The 13,873-nt window shown below is 74.2% G+C and carries 10 protein-coding genes; 5 read left to right on the top strand and 5 right to left on the bottom strand.

Annotation, left to right across the window (positions count from 1 at the left end):
• Positions 1 to 330: 330 nt before the first annotated feature.
• A complete protein-coding gene (locus LXM90_RS13800; protein WP_234082892.1) occupies positions 331 to 1,236 on the top strand; it encodes an NAD(P)-dependent oxidoreductase in 906 nt (301 codons plus the stop codon).
• Between the two features lie 60 nt (positions 1,237 to 1,296).
• On the opposite strand, the gene LXM90_RS13795 is transcribed toward LXM90_RS13800, so the two are convergent.
• The 3 genes from LXM90_RS13795 to LXM90_RS13785 all read right to left on the bottom strand — a co-directional run bounded on the left by LXM90_RS13795 (position 1,297) and on the right by LXM90_RS13785 (position 3,810).
• The gene (locus LXM90_RS13795) at positions 1,297 to 1,533 is read right to left on the bottom strand and encodes a DUF6894 family protein (RefSeq protein ID WP_020092366.1); all 237 of its coding nucleotides are present in this window, start codon (positions 1,531 to 1,533) and stop codon (positions 1,297 to 1,299) included.
• Positions 1,534 to 1,605: 72 nt separating this feature from the next.
• On the bottom strand, positions 1,606 to 3,528 hold the full coding sequence (locus LXM90_RS13790) for an ABCB family ABC transporter ATP-binding protein/permease (RefSeq protein ID WP_091680197.1): 1,923 nt from the start codon (positions 3,526 to 3,528) through the stop codon (positions 1,606 to 1,608).
• 87 nt (positions 3,529 to 3,615) lie between these two features.
• A complete protein-coding gene (locus LXM90_RS13785) occupies positions 3,616 to 3,810 on the bottom strand; it encodes a DUF1127 domain-containing protein (protein ID WP_020092364.1) in 195 nt (64 codons plus the stop codon).
• Between the two features lie 104 nt (positions 3,811 to 3,914).
• On the opposite strand from LXM90_RS13785, the gene LXM90_RS13780 reads away from it, so the two are divergent.
• The gene (locus tag LXM90_RS13780; RefSeq protein WP_020092363.1) at positions 3,915 to 5,249 is read left to right on the top strand and encodes a PLP-dependent aminotransferase family protein; all 1,335 of its coding nucleotides are present in this window, start codon (positions 3,915 to 3,917) and stop codon (positions 5,247 to 5,249) included.
• Positions 5,250 to 5,259: 10 nt separating this feature from the next.
• Here LXM90_RS13780 and LXM90_RS13775 read toward each other — a convergent pair whose 3' ends face one another.
• Entirely contained in the window at positions 5,260 to 6,732 is a 1,473-nt protein-coding gene (locus LXM90_RS13775; RefSeq protein ID WP_234082997.1) for a LysM peptidoglycan-binding domain-containing protein, read from the bottom strand.
• 227 nt (positions 6,733 to 6,959) lie between these two features.
• Here LXM90_RS13775 and LXM90_RS13770 point away from each other — a divergent pair, with 227 nt between their 5' ends.
• The 3 genes from LXM90_RS13770 (at position 6,960) to LXM90_RS13760 (ending at position 12,942) form a co-directional block, all read left to right on the top strand.
• Positions 6,960 to 7,556, top strand: a complete 597-nt coding sequence (locus LXM90_RS13770) for a TIGR00730 family Rossman fold protein (RefSeq protein ID WP_091925932.1) — start codon at positions 6,960 to 6,962, stop codon at positions 7,554 to 7,556.
• A 34-nt stretch (positions 7,557 to 7,590) separates the two neighbouring features.
• Positions 7,591 to 9,369, top strand: a complete 1,779-nt coding sequence (locus tag LXM90_RS13765; RefSeq protein ID WP_326491902.1) for a methanol/ethanol family PQQ-dependent dehydrogenase — start codon at positions 7,591 to 7,593, stop codon at positions 9,367 to 9,369.
• Positions 9,370 to 9,780: 411 nt separating this feature from the next.
• Positions 9,781 to 12,942, top strand: a complete 3,162-nt coding sequence (locus LXM90_RS13760; RefSeq protein ID WP_234082890.1) for an autotransporter domain-containing protein — start codon at positions 9,781 to 9,783, stop codon at positions 12,940 to 12,942.
• On the opposite strand, the gene LXM90_RS13755 is transcribed toward LXM90_RS13760, so the two are convergent.
• A complete protein-coding gene (locus LXM90_RS13755; RefSeq protein ID WP_234082888.1) occupies positions 12,926 to 13,846 on the bottom strand; it encodes a LysR family transcriptional regulator in 921 nt (306 codons plus the stop codon). The two genes, LXM90_RS13760 and LXM90_RS13755, sit on opposite strands and share 17 nt — an antisense overlap.
• Positions 13,847 to 13,873 lie beyond the last annotated feature (27 nt).

The raw sequence follows: 13,873 nt of genomic DNA, 5'->3' as shown, positions 1-13,873 counted from the left end.
CCGGGATCGCTCCCGGGCCGCCGCGGACAGGTGCGGTCAGGAAGCACAAAATAGGAACATTGTCAAGGCAAACTGAGCCGCGCGCCGCCATCGACGCGCGCCTCTCCGTCATCGCGAGCGCAGCGAAGCGACCCAGGGCCGCGCGACGTCGTTGAGCGGGGCGCGACCCTGGCCCGCTCCGCTCCGCTCGCAAGGACGTCGGTGCCGAGAAGCCATCGGCCGCAATTCCAGGGCCGGGGCTGGAAGACGGCCCCGTCCGGCGACATGCTGGCGCGGCGCCTCCCCCGCACGGACAGGGGGCGCCCGGACACTCGGAACAGGGACACCCGCATGGCCGCGCGCCTCGCCCTCCTCGGCCTCGGCGCGATGGGGCACCCCATCGCCCGCAACCTCGCGGCCAAGCGGGGCTCCGACGCCGAGACGCTCGTCGCGATCGACACCGACCCAGCCCGCCTCGCCGGCCTCGCCGCGCCGGGCCTCGTCGCCACCACCGATCCCGGGCAGGCCGGCGGCGCCGACGTGCTGTTCCTGTGCCTGCCGAACGGCGACGCCGTCGAGGCGGCCCTCCTCGGGGACGGCGCCCTGGCGGAGCGCCTCGCCCCGGGGGCGGTCGTGGTCGACCTCAGCACCATCGCGCACGCCAAGGCCCTCACGGTCGGCCGCGCCGTGGCGGCGACCGGACGCGCCTTCGTCGACGCGCCCGTCTCCGGCGCGCCGGCCGGCGCCGAGGCCGGGACGCTCACCGTGATGTGCGGCGGCGCGGCCGGGGCGGTCGCGCGGGTGCGCCCGCTCCTGGAGCGGATCGGCACGACAATCCTGCACATGGGCCCGGCCGGGTCCGGCCAGCTCACCAAGACGATCAACAACGTGCTCTACGACATCAACATCGCGGCGCTGGCCGAGGTGCTGCCGATGGCCGTCGCCATGGGGCTCGACCCGGATCAGGTCGCCCAGGTGGTCACGACGGGCACGAGCCGGAGCTACGCGGCGCAGTACTTCGTGCCGCGGATCCTCCGGGGCCAGTTCGACGAGGGCTACCCGATGGGGGCGGCCTACAAGGACCTCGTCGCCGCCGCGGCGGTCGCGGCGGAGAACGGCTTCCCGATGCCGGTCACGGCGGCCGCCACCGCCACCTACCAGACCGCCCTGCGCCAGGGCCACGGCGACCGGGACAAGGGCGCCATGGTGCTGCCGTTCGAGGACCTGCTCGGGGTCCGTGTGCGGTCGCGGCCGTAGGGGCCGGCCGTAGCGGCCATCCGGCGGTCGATCCCGACCGACCCGCCCGCGCCCTGGATCTTACGGCAGCTCGAGCACGTCCCTCAGCGGCACGACCGCCAGGACCTGCCCCGACGCGTCGGCGATCTCGAAGACCTGCCCGGCCAGCACCGCGCCGTCGACCCGCTGGATCTCCAAGAGCGCCCGGGCGGAGCGCTCGGCCTCGGTGCGGGCGGCGTCGAGGTCGGGCAGGTCGGCGCCGTCGAGATCCTCGACCAGCCACTGACCGTCCCGGATGTGCAGGTAGAAGTGCGGCATAACCGCAGAACCGCGCTTACCGCCTCCGGTTGCGTCCCAGCCGCGTTGCGCGGACCGCGTGTGGCCTTTCGGTCACTCCGCGGCCTCGGTCTCCGGCACGGCGGCGTGGCCCGTCCGGGGCGGGAGCACCGGCGCGTCGGCGCGCTGGAGCACCTCCAGGGCGGCGTCGGCCTCCCGCTGGCGGTCCCAGAGCGCCGCGTAGACGCCCCCGGCCTCCAGCAACGCGGCGTGGGTGCCGCGCTCGACGATGCGGCCGTGGTCGAGGACCAGGATCGCGTCGGCGTTGACCACCGTCGACAGCCGGTGGGCGATCACCAGGGTGGTCCGGCCGCGGCTGACCCGGTCGAGCGCCGCCTGGATCTCGGCCTCCGTGAAGGAGTCGAGCGCCGAGGTCGCCTCGTCGAGGACCAGGATCGGCGGCGCCTTGAGGATCGTGCGGGCGATGGCGACCCGCTGCTTCTCGCCGCCCGAGAGCTTCAGGCCGCGCTCGCCCACCGGGGTGTCGTAGCCCTCCGGCAGCCCCGAGACGAAGCGGTCGATCTGGGCGAGGCGGGCCGCCTCCCGCAGCTCCGCGTCGGTGGCGTCGGCCCGGCCGTAGCGGATGTTGTAGCCGATCGTGTCGTTGAACAGCACCGTGTCCTGCGGGACCATGCCGATCGCCGCCCGGAGCGAGGCCTGCGTCACCGCGGCGATGTCCTGCCCGTCGACGCTGATCCGGCCCCCTTGCGGCTCGTAGAACCGGAACAGCAGGCGCGAGAGCGTCGACTTGCCGGCGCCCGAGGGCCCGACCACCGCCACCGTCTGGCCCGCCGGGATCTCGAAGGTGACGCCGCGCAGGATCGGCCGCTCGGGATTGTAGGCGAAGCGCACGTCCTCGAACCGCACCGTGCCGCCCGCGACCGCGAGCGGGGCGGCGCCCGGCCGGTCGGCGATCTCGGGGTTCTGCCCGAGGATGCGGAACATGTCGTCGATGTCGATCAGCGCCTGTTTGATCTCGCGGTAGATCATGCCCATGAAGTTGAGCGGCATCGCGAGCTGCACCAGCATGGTGTTGGCGAGCACGAAGCCGCCGATCGTGGTGCGCCCGGCCAGGATGTCGCGCGCCGCGAGCCACATCACCACGGTCATGCCGAGCGTGAAGATCACCGCCTGCCCGGCATTGAGCACCGCCAGCGACACGTAGGTCTGCGTCGAGGCCTTCTCGTACTTGGCCATCGACTCGTCGTAGCGGCCGGCCTCCCGGGCTTCCGCGCCGAAATACTTCACCGTCTCGTAGTTGAGCAGCGAGTCGACCGCCTTGGTGTTGGCGTCGGTGTCGGAGGCGTTCATCCGGCGGCGGATCGCGATCCGCCACTCGGTCGCCTTGTAGGTGAAGGCCAGGTAGGCGGCGACCGTCAGGAACGCGGTCAGCGCGTAGGTCCAGTTGAACTCGTAGGCCAGCACGCCGAGCACCAGCACGAACTCGACGATGGTCGGCACCAGGGTCAGCACCATCAGGCGCGACAGCTCCTCGATGCCGGCGCGTCCGCGCTCCAGCACCCGGGTCAGGCCGCCGGTCTTGCGCTCTAGGTGGAAGCGCAGGGACAGGCGGTGCATGTGCTCGAAGGTCTGGAGCGCCAGCCGCCGCACCGCGTGCATCGCCACCTTGGCGAACAGCCCGTCGCGCACCTGCGTCAGCGCCGACATGGCGATCCGCGAGAGGCCGTAGAGGGCGATCAGCAGCATCGGCGCGGCGAGGAGGCCGGTCGGCACGGCCTCGTCCTTGCCGCCGACCGCGGCGACCAGCGCGTCGGTGATCCACTTGAAGGTGAACGGCGTCACCATGGTCACCAGCTTGGCGGCGAGCAGCAGGCCGAAGGCCAGGAAGACCCGGCGCTGAAGGTCGGGCCGGCCGTGGGGCCAGAGATGCGGCCAGAGCCGCCGGTAGGTGGCGATCAGGCCGGGGCGCTCGGCCGGGATCGGCGTCCCGGCCGCGGGCGCGGTGTTGTCGGTCATGAAGGGTTCTGCGGGGCGGGATGTCCTGGTCCCGCATATAGGCCCGCTGCCGCGCCGGAGCACCCGCGCTGCGTGCAGGCCCCCGCCTCACGCCCGCCAGAACGGCTTCGCGACCTCGGCGCGCAGGTCCCAGGGCTCGAGGCCGGCGTCCCGGGCCTGGTCGGGGTGGAGCGCCGCCAGGGCGCGGCGGGTGCGGATCCGCTGCAGCCACGTGCGGAGCAGGGACGGGCGCGCGGTCGGACGCGTGACGGCGGGCGAGGAGGACAGGGTGACGGCTTGCATCGCAGACGATCCGGTGGCGGGAAGGCAGTCCGGCCGGGATTGCTGGCGGAGCATTGATCCGATACAAAGATCGGATCAATCGAAACATTGACCTCGGAGCAATTATGCGCCCCGCGGATTACCGCACCGTCGCCGACGCGATCGCGGCCGACATCGCGGTGGGCCGGCTGCGCCCCGGCGCGCGGCTGCCGCCGCAGCGCGACTTCGCCTACGCGCGGGGCATCGCGGTCTCGACGGCGAGCCGGGTCTACGCCGAGCTGGCCCGCCGGGGGCTGGTGACCGGCGAGGTCGGGCGCGGGACCTACGTCCGCAGCGAGCCGGGGCGCGCCGGGTTGCTCCGCCCGGAGCCGCCCCCGGCCGCCCTCGACCTGCAGCGGACCCACTCGCGCCTGCCCGAGCAGGAGGTGGTCCTGGCCGAGACCCTGGCGGCGCTCGCCCGCGACGACGGCCAGATCGGCTTCACCCAGTACGGGCCCGCGGGCACGCCCTCGGCGCAGGCGATCGCCGCCGGGTTCCTGGCGCGGGCGGGCTACGCCCCCGATCCCGCCGACATCCTGTTCACCGGCAACGGCCGGCAGGCGCTGGCCGCCGCCCTGGCGGCCCTGGCGGCGCCCGGCGAGCGGATCGGCTGCGAGCCCCTGACCTATCCCGGGGTGAAGGGCATCGCGGCGCGGCTCGGGATCACGCTGATCCCGCTCGCCATGGACGCGGAGGGCGTCTGCCCCGAGGCGCTGCTCCAGGCCCACCGCGCGACCCCGCTGAGCGGCGTCTATCTCCAGCCGACCCTGCACAACCCCCTCGGCGCCACGATGGGGCCGGCGCGCCGGGCCGCCCTGGCGGAGGTGCTGGAGCGGACCGGGCTCACCGCCGTCGAGGACGCGGTCTACAGCTTCCTCGCCGAGGCGCCGCCGCTCGCCGGCCTCGCGCCGGACCGGGTGATCTTCGTGGACAGCCTGTCGAAGCGGGTGATGCCGGCGCTGACCGTCGGCCTGATCGCCGCGCCGCCTGCCCTCACCGACCGGCTCGCCGCCTCCGTCCGCCAGGGCGCCTGGACGGTGCTCGGCCTGTCGCTCGCGGCCGGCATGCACTGGATGGCGGGGGGCTCGGCGGCGGCGCTGGCCGAGGCCAAGCGCCGGGACGCCGCGGCCCGGCAGGCCCTCGCCCGGGCCGCGCTCGCCGACCTGCGGGTCGTGGGCGATCCGCAGGCCTACCACCTCTGGCTGGAACTGCCCGAGACGTGGCGGGCCGAGGCCTACGCGGCCGCGGCCCTGCGCCAGGGCATCGCCCTCTTGCCGGCCTCGTCCTTCGCGGTCCATCCCGGCCACGCGCCGAACGCGGTGCGCCTCGCCCTGGCCTCGCCGTCGCGGGAGGAGCTCGACCGGGCGCTGCGCGGCCTGCGCCGGCTGGCTTTCGCGGGCGACGACCAAGTGGTGGAGTAGGCGGCGCCGCTCAGCCGCGCTTGTCTGTGGGCAGCACGAAGATCTGGCCCGGGTAGATCAGGTCCGGATCGCGGATCTGGTTCTGGTTGGCGTCGTAGATCACCGTGTAGCGCTCGCCGCGGCCGTAGGTGCGCTGGCTGATCCGCCAGAGGTTGTCGCCGCGGGTGATCCGGGCGGTGCTGATCTCCGGCACGAACACCGCGCCGACCCGGTCCGGCTCCGCCATGTCGGCCGCCTGGGGGTTCGAGACGGCGGCCGGCGGCGAGGCCGCGGCCGGCCGGTCCCGGTCGGCACCGTCGCGCGCGGCCTGATCGGGGCCGGCGCGATCCCGCGCGCCGCTCTGGGCGGGCGACGGTCCGGACTCGGCGGTCTCCCGGGCGGCGACCTGCGTCGGCTCCGGCACCGACAGGGGGACCGCGGCGCGGCTGGCGACCTTGCCGGTGGCCGGATCGACCTGGTCGATCCGCACCTGGTACTGCCCGGGCTTGATCCCGCGCCCGATCGTGAAGGTCGCCCGGCCGTCCGGCCCGATGCTGCCCGGGGCGATCATCGTGTCGTTGAGGTAGAGCTGGATCCGCGCCCCCGGCGTGCCGGTGGCCGTCACGAACAGGCGGCCGTTCCCCTGCACGTCCACGCTGGCGATCCGGGTCGGCCCCGCCCCGGACGCCGCGGCCTCGCGGGTCTCCCCGCTCCCGGCCGGCCGGCCGGCCCGCGCCGCGTCGGCGTCCCGGGTACCCGGCTCGGAAGCCGGACCGGAGGATCTGGCGCCGCCCTTCGCGTCGGCCGTCGCGCCCGGCGCGCCGGGCTGCGACAGCACGACGGTCGCGGCGTCCGGGGCGGTCAGGGCCACGAGGGGCTGGCGGTCCCGGCCGGGGGCCACGTCCACCGCGACGCTCTGCTGCGACTCGGACGCGCGCCCGTCCGCGCCGGTCATGCGCAGGCGGAGCGTGCTGGCGCCCGTCGGCAGGGCCGGCGGCACGATCGCGAACTGACCGTTGGAATCGGCCTTCGCCCGGGCCACGGGCTTGCCGTCGACCAGCATCTCGATCGCGGCGTCCGGCGCGCCGCGGCCGGCCACCACGGCGTCGCCGTTCGGCTCGACGCGGACGATGTCGAAGCGCGGCGCCTCAGCCGCATCCGGCAGGCGCGCGTCCTGGCCCGGACCGGCCTGCTGCGCCCCGGGGGTGCCGGCGCGGGGGGCCTGCGGGAGCGCCGCCACGGGGCCCTCCCCCGGCGCCGGGCTCGCCCGGCCCGGCTTGTCGTCGCGGAAGTCGATCGTCGGGTCGGCGCGGCCGGCCAGGGCGCCCGGATCGGCGAGGCTGCGCAGGCTGCCGCTCGGCGCCGACGACGCGGACGGCTCGGGACCACCGCGGCCGGTGAGCCGCCGCAAGGAGTCGCCGCCGAACAGCGCCAGCACGAGTCCCAGTCCGCCGAGAAGGCCGGCCAGCGCCAGGGCGAGACTGCGCCGCACCTGTCTCGACATCGCCACGAAGGCCTCCCCTCATCCTGCCGCCGCCCGGCGGGCGGCCGTCCGCCCGCGCGAAAAGCCGTCGACGGCGCCGCCCATAATACCGTACATGGTCCCCACACCAAGCCGTCCTGCCGCCCAGGCGGGTGAATCCCACGCGAATTCAGCAGTTTGGCACGTGGAGTGCTGGGCGCGGGGCGCGATCTGGACGGCTCGCAACGGACGCGCGAGGAGGACGCCGGATGGCTCCGGTGAGGACAGTCTGTGTCTATTGCGGCTCCGGCTTCGGCCGCGACCCGGCCTTCCGCGAGGCCGCCGAGACCCTCGGGACCGCGGTCGCGCAGGCCGGGATGGGCCTCGTCTACGGCGGCGGCGATGTCGGGCTGATGGGCACGGTCGCGCGGGCGGCGCTCGCCGCCGGCGGCCACGTCACCGGCATCATCCCGGACTTCCTCCAGGCGCGCGAGCACATGCTGGCGGACATCCAGGAGACCGTGGTGGTCTCCGACATGCACACCCGCAAGCGCCTGATGTTCGAGCGCTCGGACGCGTTCGTGACCCTGCCGGGCGGCATCGGCACCCTGGAGGAGCTGGTCGAGCAGCTGACCTGGGCGCAGCTCGGGCGCCACCGGAAGCCGGTGGTGCTGGTCTCGGTGGCGGAGTTCTGGGCGCCGCTGCTGGCCCTGTTCGAGCACATGCGCGGCCACGGCTTCATCCGCGAGGGCCTGGACCTGAGCTACCTCGTCGCGCGCGAGGCGGCCGAGGTGGTGCCGATGCTCCGCGCGGCCGGCCACGAGCCGGACCCCCAGGCCGAGAGCATCGTCCAGCAGCGCATGTAGGTGCGCGCGCCGCGCGGCGATGAGGATCACGAGGATGCGTGCGTCGATGCGTGCTTCACTGCTCGCGGCCCTGCCGCTCGCCGGCCTCGCCTCCGCGGCGGCGGCCGGCCCGTCGCCGGTCCTGCAGACCCTGGACTACGCCAACACCCGCTACTCGGCCCTCGACCAGATCGACGCCGGCAATGTCGGGCGCCTGAAGGTCGCCTGGACCTTCTCCACCGGCGTCCTGCGCGGCCACGAGGGTGCGCCGATCGTGGTCGGACACCTGATGTTCGTGCACACGCCGTTCCCCAACGTGGTCTACGGCCTCGACCTCGACCGGGGCGGGAGGATCCTGTGGCGCTACGCACCGCGGCAGGACGCGAGCGTCATCGCCGTGATGTGCTGCGACACGGTCTCCCGGGGGCTCGCCTACGCGGACGGGCGGTTGTTCCTCCAGCTGGCCGACACCACCGTGGTGGCGCTCGACCCCGAGACCGGCCGGGTGCTGTGGTCGGTGAGGAACGGCGACCCGGGCCGGGGCGAGACCAACACCGCCACGGTCCTGCCGGTGCGCGGCAAGCTCATCGTCGGGCTCGCGGGCGGCGAGTACGGGGCGCGCTGCCACGTGACGGCCTACGACCAGGCGACGGGCCGGCGGCTCTGGCGCGCCTACGCCACCGGGCCGGACGCCGACATGCTGGTCGATCCGGAGACGACGACCGAGCTCGGGCGCCCGGTCGGCCGCGATTCCTCGCTCAAGAGCTGGGAGGGCGACCAGTGGCGGACCGGCGGCGCCTGCAGCTGGGGCTGGTTCTCCTACGATCCGGACCTGAACCTCGTCTATTACGGCACCGGCAATCCCTCGACCTGGAACCCGAACCAGCGCCCGGGCGACAACCGATGGGCGCAGGCGATCATCGCCCGCGACGCCGATACGGGCATCGCCCGCTGGGTCTACCAGATGACCCCCCACGACCAGTGGGACTACGACGGCGTCAACGAGATGATCCTCACCGAGCAGGTGATCGACGGCCGCGCCCGGAAGGTGCTGACTCATTTCGACCGCAACGGCTTCGGCTACACGCTGGACCGGGCCACCGGCGCGCTGCTGGTGGCGGAGAAGTTCGACCCCACGGTGAACTGGGCCAGCCGGATCAGCGTGGATCCCGCCGCGCCCGATTACGGAAAGCCGGTGGTCGACAAGCGCTACGCCCCCGGCGAGGCCGACGAGGACGAAGCAACCAAAAATATCTGTCCCGGGGCGCTCGGAGCCAAGAACCAGCAGCCGGCCGCCTACTCGGCCAAGACGCGGCTGTTCTACGTGCCGACCAACCACATGTGCATGGATTACGAGGCGTTCCGGGTCACCTACACGCCCGGCCAGCCCTATGTCGGCGCGACGCTCACCCTGCACCCGCCCGAGGGCTCGGACCGGACCGGGGCGTTCATCGCCTGGGACGGCGCGAAGGGCCGGATCGCCTGGACGATCCCGGAGCCGTTCTCGGTCTGGTCGGGGGCGCTCGCCACGGCGGGCAACGTGGTCTTCTACGGCACGCTGGAGGGCTACCTGAAGGCGGTCGACGCGCGGGACGGGCACGAGCTGTACCGGTTCAAGACCCCGTCCGGGATCGTCGGCAACGTCACCACCTACCTGCACGGCGGCAAGCAGTACGTCGCGGTGCTGTCCGGGGTCGGCGGCTGGGCCGGGATCGGCCTGGCGGCCGGGCTGACCGACCCTGCGGACGGTTCGGGGGCGGTGGGGGGCTACGCGGCCCTGTCGCAGTACACGGCGCCGGGCGGGCAGCTCACGGTGTTCGAACTGCCGCAGTGAGCCGCCCCGGCGGCGTCCGCACGCGCCGCCGGGCGATTCGCACGGCATCTCCCTGACCTTCCGAGGCGCTCCCGCGCCGGGTCTGGCTGGACGCATCCCGGGCCGCCTCTCCTGTCCCGCATGACCCCGTCACCGGCGCCGGTGGCCGGCCTCGGGCGGGCCTATCCAGATGCGGCCGCGCCGCTCACGGCAATCGATGACCGGTCAGAAGTGCTGGCCGGGCAAATTCAGAAGTAAAAATTATAATTTCTCAAATATATCTATAAGAAATAAGCCGACTCACAGAGTGTTTCTCAGAGGGTACGAATCGAAAATGCGTCTGATTTTGAACGAACTATGACGATCTGCCGTCGATGATCTTGGATATGGGGCGCGCGACCGGCCGGACGGGGCGGTGTCGGGGAGCGCGTCATGACACGAGGATATGGGGTCTCACTCGCCGCGCTGGCGGTCGTGCTGCTCGGTCCGGGCGCCCAGGCGCAGACGGCCGGCAACGGCGTCGACATCCTGTCGGGTTTCCGGCGGATCTGGATCCCCGGACGGACCTACGACACCGGATCGCCCACGGCCCTCGGGGCGCCCCTCCTGCTGCGCAACATCCAGATCGTCGCCGAGCGGGCGCGGGAGCGGACCGGCGCGCAGGAGATCGCCGCCTATTACGACGACCGCCGCAACCAGAGCTACAGCGTCATCGACGGCCTAGGACCGCTGACGCTGGCCTATCTGGCGGGATCGGGGGCGACCACCACGATCCCGGCCTTCGACGCGACCACGTCGCGCGTGCAGTACGTCGACCAGGGGACCGGTGCCGGCGTGACGACGTCGCCCCTCGGGAAGGTCGTGCAGCTGGTCAACGCGTTCCGGACCAACGCCTCCACCGGCCCGGCCAAGGACGCCTACAGCTATCCGCGCCCCTGGCGGCAGAGCCTGGACGGCCAGAGCCTCGGCCTCGTCGTGCCGCCCTCCCTTGGGCCGGAGAAGAGCCCGACCCCCGCGACGGATGGCGGCTTCCCGAGCGGCCACACCAACGCCGCCTACCTGTCGGCCCTGGCCCTGGCCTACGCGGTCCCGCAGCGTTTCCAGGAACTGCTCACCCGCGCGAGCGAGCTCGGCGACAACCGGATCGAGGCGGGCATGCACTCGCCCACCGACGTGATCGGCGGCCGCGTGCTGGCGACCTACTTCGCCATCCGGGCGCTCAACGACCCGGCGAATGCGGCCCTGATGGGCGAGGCCTTCGCGCAGGCGCAGAGCTACCTGAGCCAGGCCTGCGGCGGCCCGCTGGAGCGGTGCGCCCACGCGCCCGTGGATCCGGCCACCGACCGGTTCTCCGACTACGCGCGCAACAAGTCCGCCTACACGGCGCGCCTGACCTACGGCCTGCCGCCGGTCGGGCCCACGGACCGTCCGCCGGTGGTCCCGGCGGGTGCCGAGGCGCTGCTCGCGACCCGCTTTCCCTACCTCACGGCGGCGCAGCGCCGCGACGTGATCGCGACCACGGAGCTGCCCTCCGGCGGCTTCCTCGACAACGGGCTGGGCTACGACCGCATCAACCTGTTCGCCGCCGCCGACGGCTACGGCGCCTTCAGCGGCACGGTCACCGTCACGATGGACGCGGCCCGGGGCGGCTTCTCCGCCTACGACGTCTGGCGCAACGACATCGGCGGCGCGGGCGGCCTCGCGAAGCTCGGCAGCGGGACGCTGGTCCTGACCGGCGCCAACACCTACGCGGGCGGCACGACGATCGGCGGCGGGACGCTCGTCGGCCATGCCGGCGCCTTCGGCACGGGCGCCATCGTCGACGACGCGGCGCTCGTCGTGGATCAATCGACCGACGGGACGCTGGCCAACGCCGTCTCGGGCTCCGGGACCCTGACCAAGACCGGGGCGGGCACCCTCACGCTCACCGGGCTCAGTACGCTGACGGGCGCCACCGCGGTGCAGGCCGGTCGGCTCGTCGTGAACGGCGGCCTCGCCCACTCGGTCGTGTCGGTGCTGCCGGGGGCCGAGCTCGGCGGCTCGGGCACGCTGGGCGGGATCGTTGCGCTCGCGGGCGCCACGGTGGCGCCGGGCAATTCCATCGGCACGCTCACGGTCGCCGGCAACGTCGGCTTCGCGCCGGGCTCGACCTACCGGGTCGAGGCCGACGCCGCCGGCCGGGCCGACCGGATCGCCGCCACCGGCACCGCCACCCTGTCGGGCGGCACCGTCCAGGTGCGCGCCGCCTCCGGCGCCTACAACCCGCGCACCACCTACACGATCCTCTCCGCCGCCGGCGGCGTCTCCGGCCGGTTCGCCGGCGTGACCGCGAACCTCGCCTTCCTCACCCCGGGCCTGCGCTACCGGACCGACGCGGTCGACCTGACGCTCACCCGCAACGACGTGCCCTTCGCCGCCAGCGCTACCTCGCGCAACGGCGCGGCCGCCGCCAACGCGATCCAGGCGATCGGCGCCGGCCGGCTCTACGACGCGGCGGTCGCCTTCACGGCCAACGAGGCCGGCAGCGGCTTCCGGGCGCTGGCCGGCGACATCCACGCCGGCACCGTGTCCACCGCCTACGAGACCGCCTTCTTCGTGCGCGAGGCGGTGCTCGACCGCCTGCGCTGGGGCGATCCCGGTGCCGGGCTCGACGCCGGCGCCCTGCCGGCCGCCGACGCGGCCGACCTGCCCGGCCGGGCTGCGGTGGTGGCGACCGTGCCGGTGCGCACCCTCGACCCGCAGGTGTTCGGGCTCTGGGGCCAGGGCTTCGGCGCCTTCGGCACGGCCGATGGCGGCGGCAACGCGTTCGACCTCGACCGGCAGATCGCCGGCTTCGCGGCCGGCGCGGACGTGCGGCTCCCCGGCGGGCTGCGCTTCGGCGCGGTCGGTGGCTACACGGAGGCCTTCCTCGACAGCGCCGGCCGGGCGGGCGGCGCGAGCCGGGCGGAGAGCGCGACGCTCAGGAGCGGGTTCGGCGGCCTGTACGGCGGCTACGAGCTCGGCCCGCTGTCGCTGCGGCTCGGCGCGCTCTACGCCGACACGGACGCGCGCACCCGCCGGGCGGTGCAGTACGGCCTGTCCGACACGCTGAGCGGCCACGGCGGCGGCTCCACGGTGCAGGGCTTCGGAGAGATCGGCTGGAGGATCGCGCTGGGCACGCCGGCGGCGCGCTTCGTCGAGCCGTTCGCGGGCGGGGCCTATGTCGGCATCCGGCGCGGCGCCTTCGCGGAGGCCGGGGGCGCGGCGGCGCTGGCGAGCTTCGCGCGCGACTACGACCTCGGCGCGGCGACGGTCGGCGTGCGGGCGCAGGCGCGCCTGGACCTGGGTCTCGGCCTGCCGGTGACGCTGCGGGGTCTCGTCGGCTACCGGCGCGCGTTCGGCGACGTCGTGCCGACCGCGCTGCTGGCCTTCGGGGCGGGCGGCCCGGCCTTCCTGAGCGCGGGGGTTCCGATCGCCCGGGACGCGCTGGTGGCGCAGGTGGGCCTGGACCTGGCGGTGGCGCCGGACGCGAGCCTGGGCGTGGCCTACACGGGCCAGACCGGCGCCCGCGCCCAGGATCAGGCCGTGACGGGCCGCTTCACCCTCCGGTTCTAGCGCGCGACGCCTGCGCGCCGACGAAGTCCACGAAGGCGCGCAGCGGCGCCGGCAGGTGCCGCCGGCCGGGATAGTAGAGGAACGGGCCGGAGAAGACCTGCCACCAGGGCTCCAGCACCGGCTCCAGGGCCCCGCTGTCGAGATGCGGCCGCAGCCAGTCCTCGAACAGGTGGACGATCCCGGTGCCGGCGATCGCGGCCTCCACCGCGAGGTCGCTGGCGGCGACCCGCACGATCAGCGGGCCGGACGGGTCCACCCGGACGATGTCGCCGTCGCGCTCGAACTCCCAGGGCGCCGTCAGGGCGCCGCTGGGGAAGCGCCCGAGCAGGCAGGCATGGCCCAGGAGATCCCGCGGGTGCTCCGGCCGGCCGCGCTTCTCGAGATAGGCGGGCGCCGCCGCGGTGGCGAAGCGCTGCCGCCGCGGGCCGATCGGCACGGCGATCATGTCCTGCTCCAGCCGCTCGTCGTAGCGGATGCCGGCGTCGCAGCCCGCCGCCAGCACGTCCACGAACCCGTCCTCGACCACCACTTCCAAGCGGATCTCCGGGTAGGCCGCCAGGAAGGGCGGCACGAGCGCCGGCAGCACCAGCCGGGCAGCGCTCAGCGGCACGTTGAGCCGGAGCGTGCCCGCGGGACGGTCGCGGAACCCGTTCACCACGTCGAGGGCGGATTCCACCTCGGCGAGGGCCGGCCCGAGCCGCTCCAGCAGGCGGGCCCCCGCCTCGGTCGGCGCGACGCTGCGGGTGGTGCGGTTCAGAAGGCGCACCCCCAGGCCCGCCTCCAGCCGGCGCACCGCCTCGCTGAGGCGCGACGCGCTGCCGCCGCCGGCGCGGGCGCCTTCGCGGAAACCGCCGGCCCGCGCCACGGTCACGAAGGCGGCGAGGTCCGTGAGATCCTGGGTCATCGTTCGAGAATCCGCACGGCCCGTGCC

The sequence above is a fragment of the Methylobacterium oryzae genome (genome assembly GCF_021398735.1).
In the GTDB taxonomy this organism is placed as follows: Bacteria; Pseudomonadota; Alphaproteobacteria; order Rhizobiales; family Beijerinckiaceae; genus Methylobacterium.
This window is presented reverse-complemented; position numbering and strand designations above follow the sequence as displayed.

Coding starts and splice junctions, on each gene's coding strand:
- LXM90_RS13770 (WP_091925932.1), top strand. CDS start 6,960: ATGGCTCCGGTGAGGACAGTCTGTGTCTATTGCGGCTCCGGCTTCGGC.
- LXM90_RS13760 (WP_234082890.1), top strand. CDS start 9,781: ATGACACGAGGATATGGGGTCTCACTCGCCGCGCTGGCGGTCGTGCTG.
- LXM90_RS13800 (WP_234082892.1), top strand. CDS start 331: ATGGCCGCGCGCCTCGCCCTCCTCGGCCTCGGCGCGATGGGGCACCCC.
- LXM90_RS13765 (WP_326491902.1), top strand. CDS start 7,591: ATGCGTGCGTCGATGCGTGCTTCACTGCTCGCGGCCCTGCCGCTCGCC.
- LXM90_RS13795 (WP_020092366.1), bottom strand. CDS start 1,533: ATGCCGCACTTCTACCTGCACATCCGGGACGGTCAGTGGCTGGTCGAG.
- LXM90_RS13790 (WP_091680197.1), bottom strand. CDS start 3,528: ATGACCGACAACACCGCGCCCGCGGCCGGGACGCCGATCCCGGCCGAG.
- LXM90_RS13785 (WP_020092364.1), bottom strand. CDS start 3,810: ATGCAAGCCGTCACCCTGTCCTCCTCGCCCGCCGTCACGCGTCCGACC.
- LXM90_RS13755 (WP_234082888.1), bottom strand. CDS start 13,846: ATGACCCAGGATCTCACGGACCTCGCCGCCTTCGTGACCGTGGCGCGG.
- LXM90_RS13775 (WP_234082997.1), bottom strand. CDS start 6,732: ATGTCGAGACAGGTGCGGCGCAGTCTCGCCCTGGCGCTGGCCGGCCTT.
- LXM90_RS13780 (WP_020092363.1), top strand. CDS start 3,915: ATGCGCCCCGCGGATTACCGCACCGTCGCCGACGCGATCGCGGCCGAC.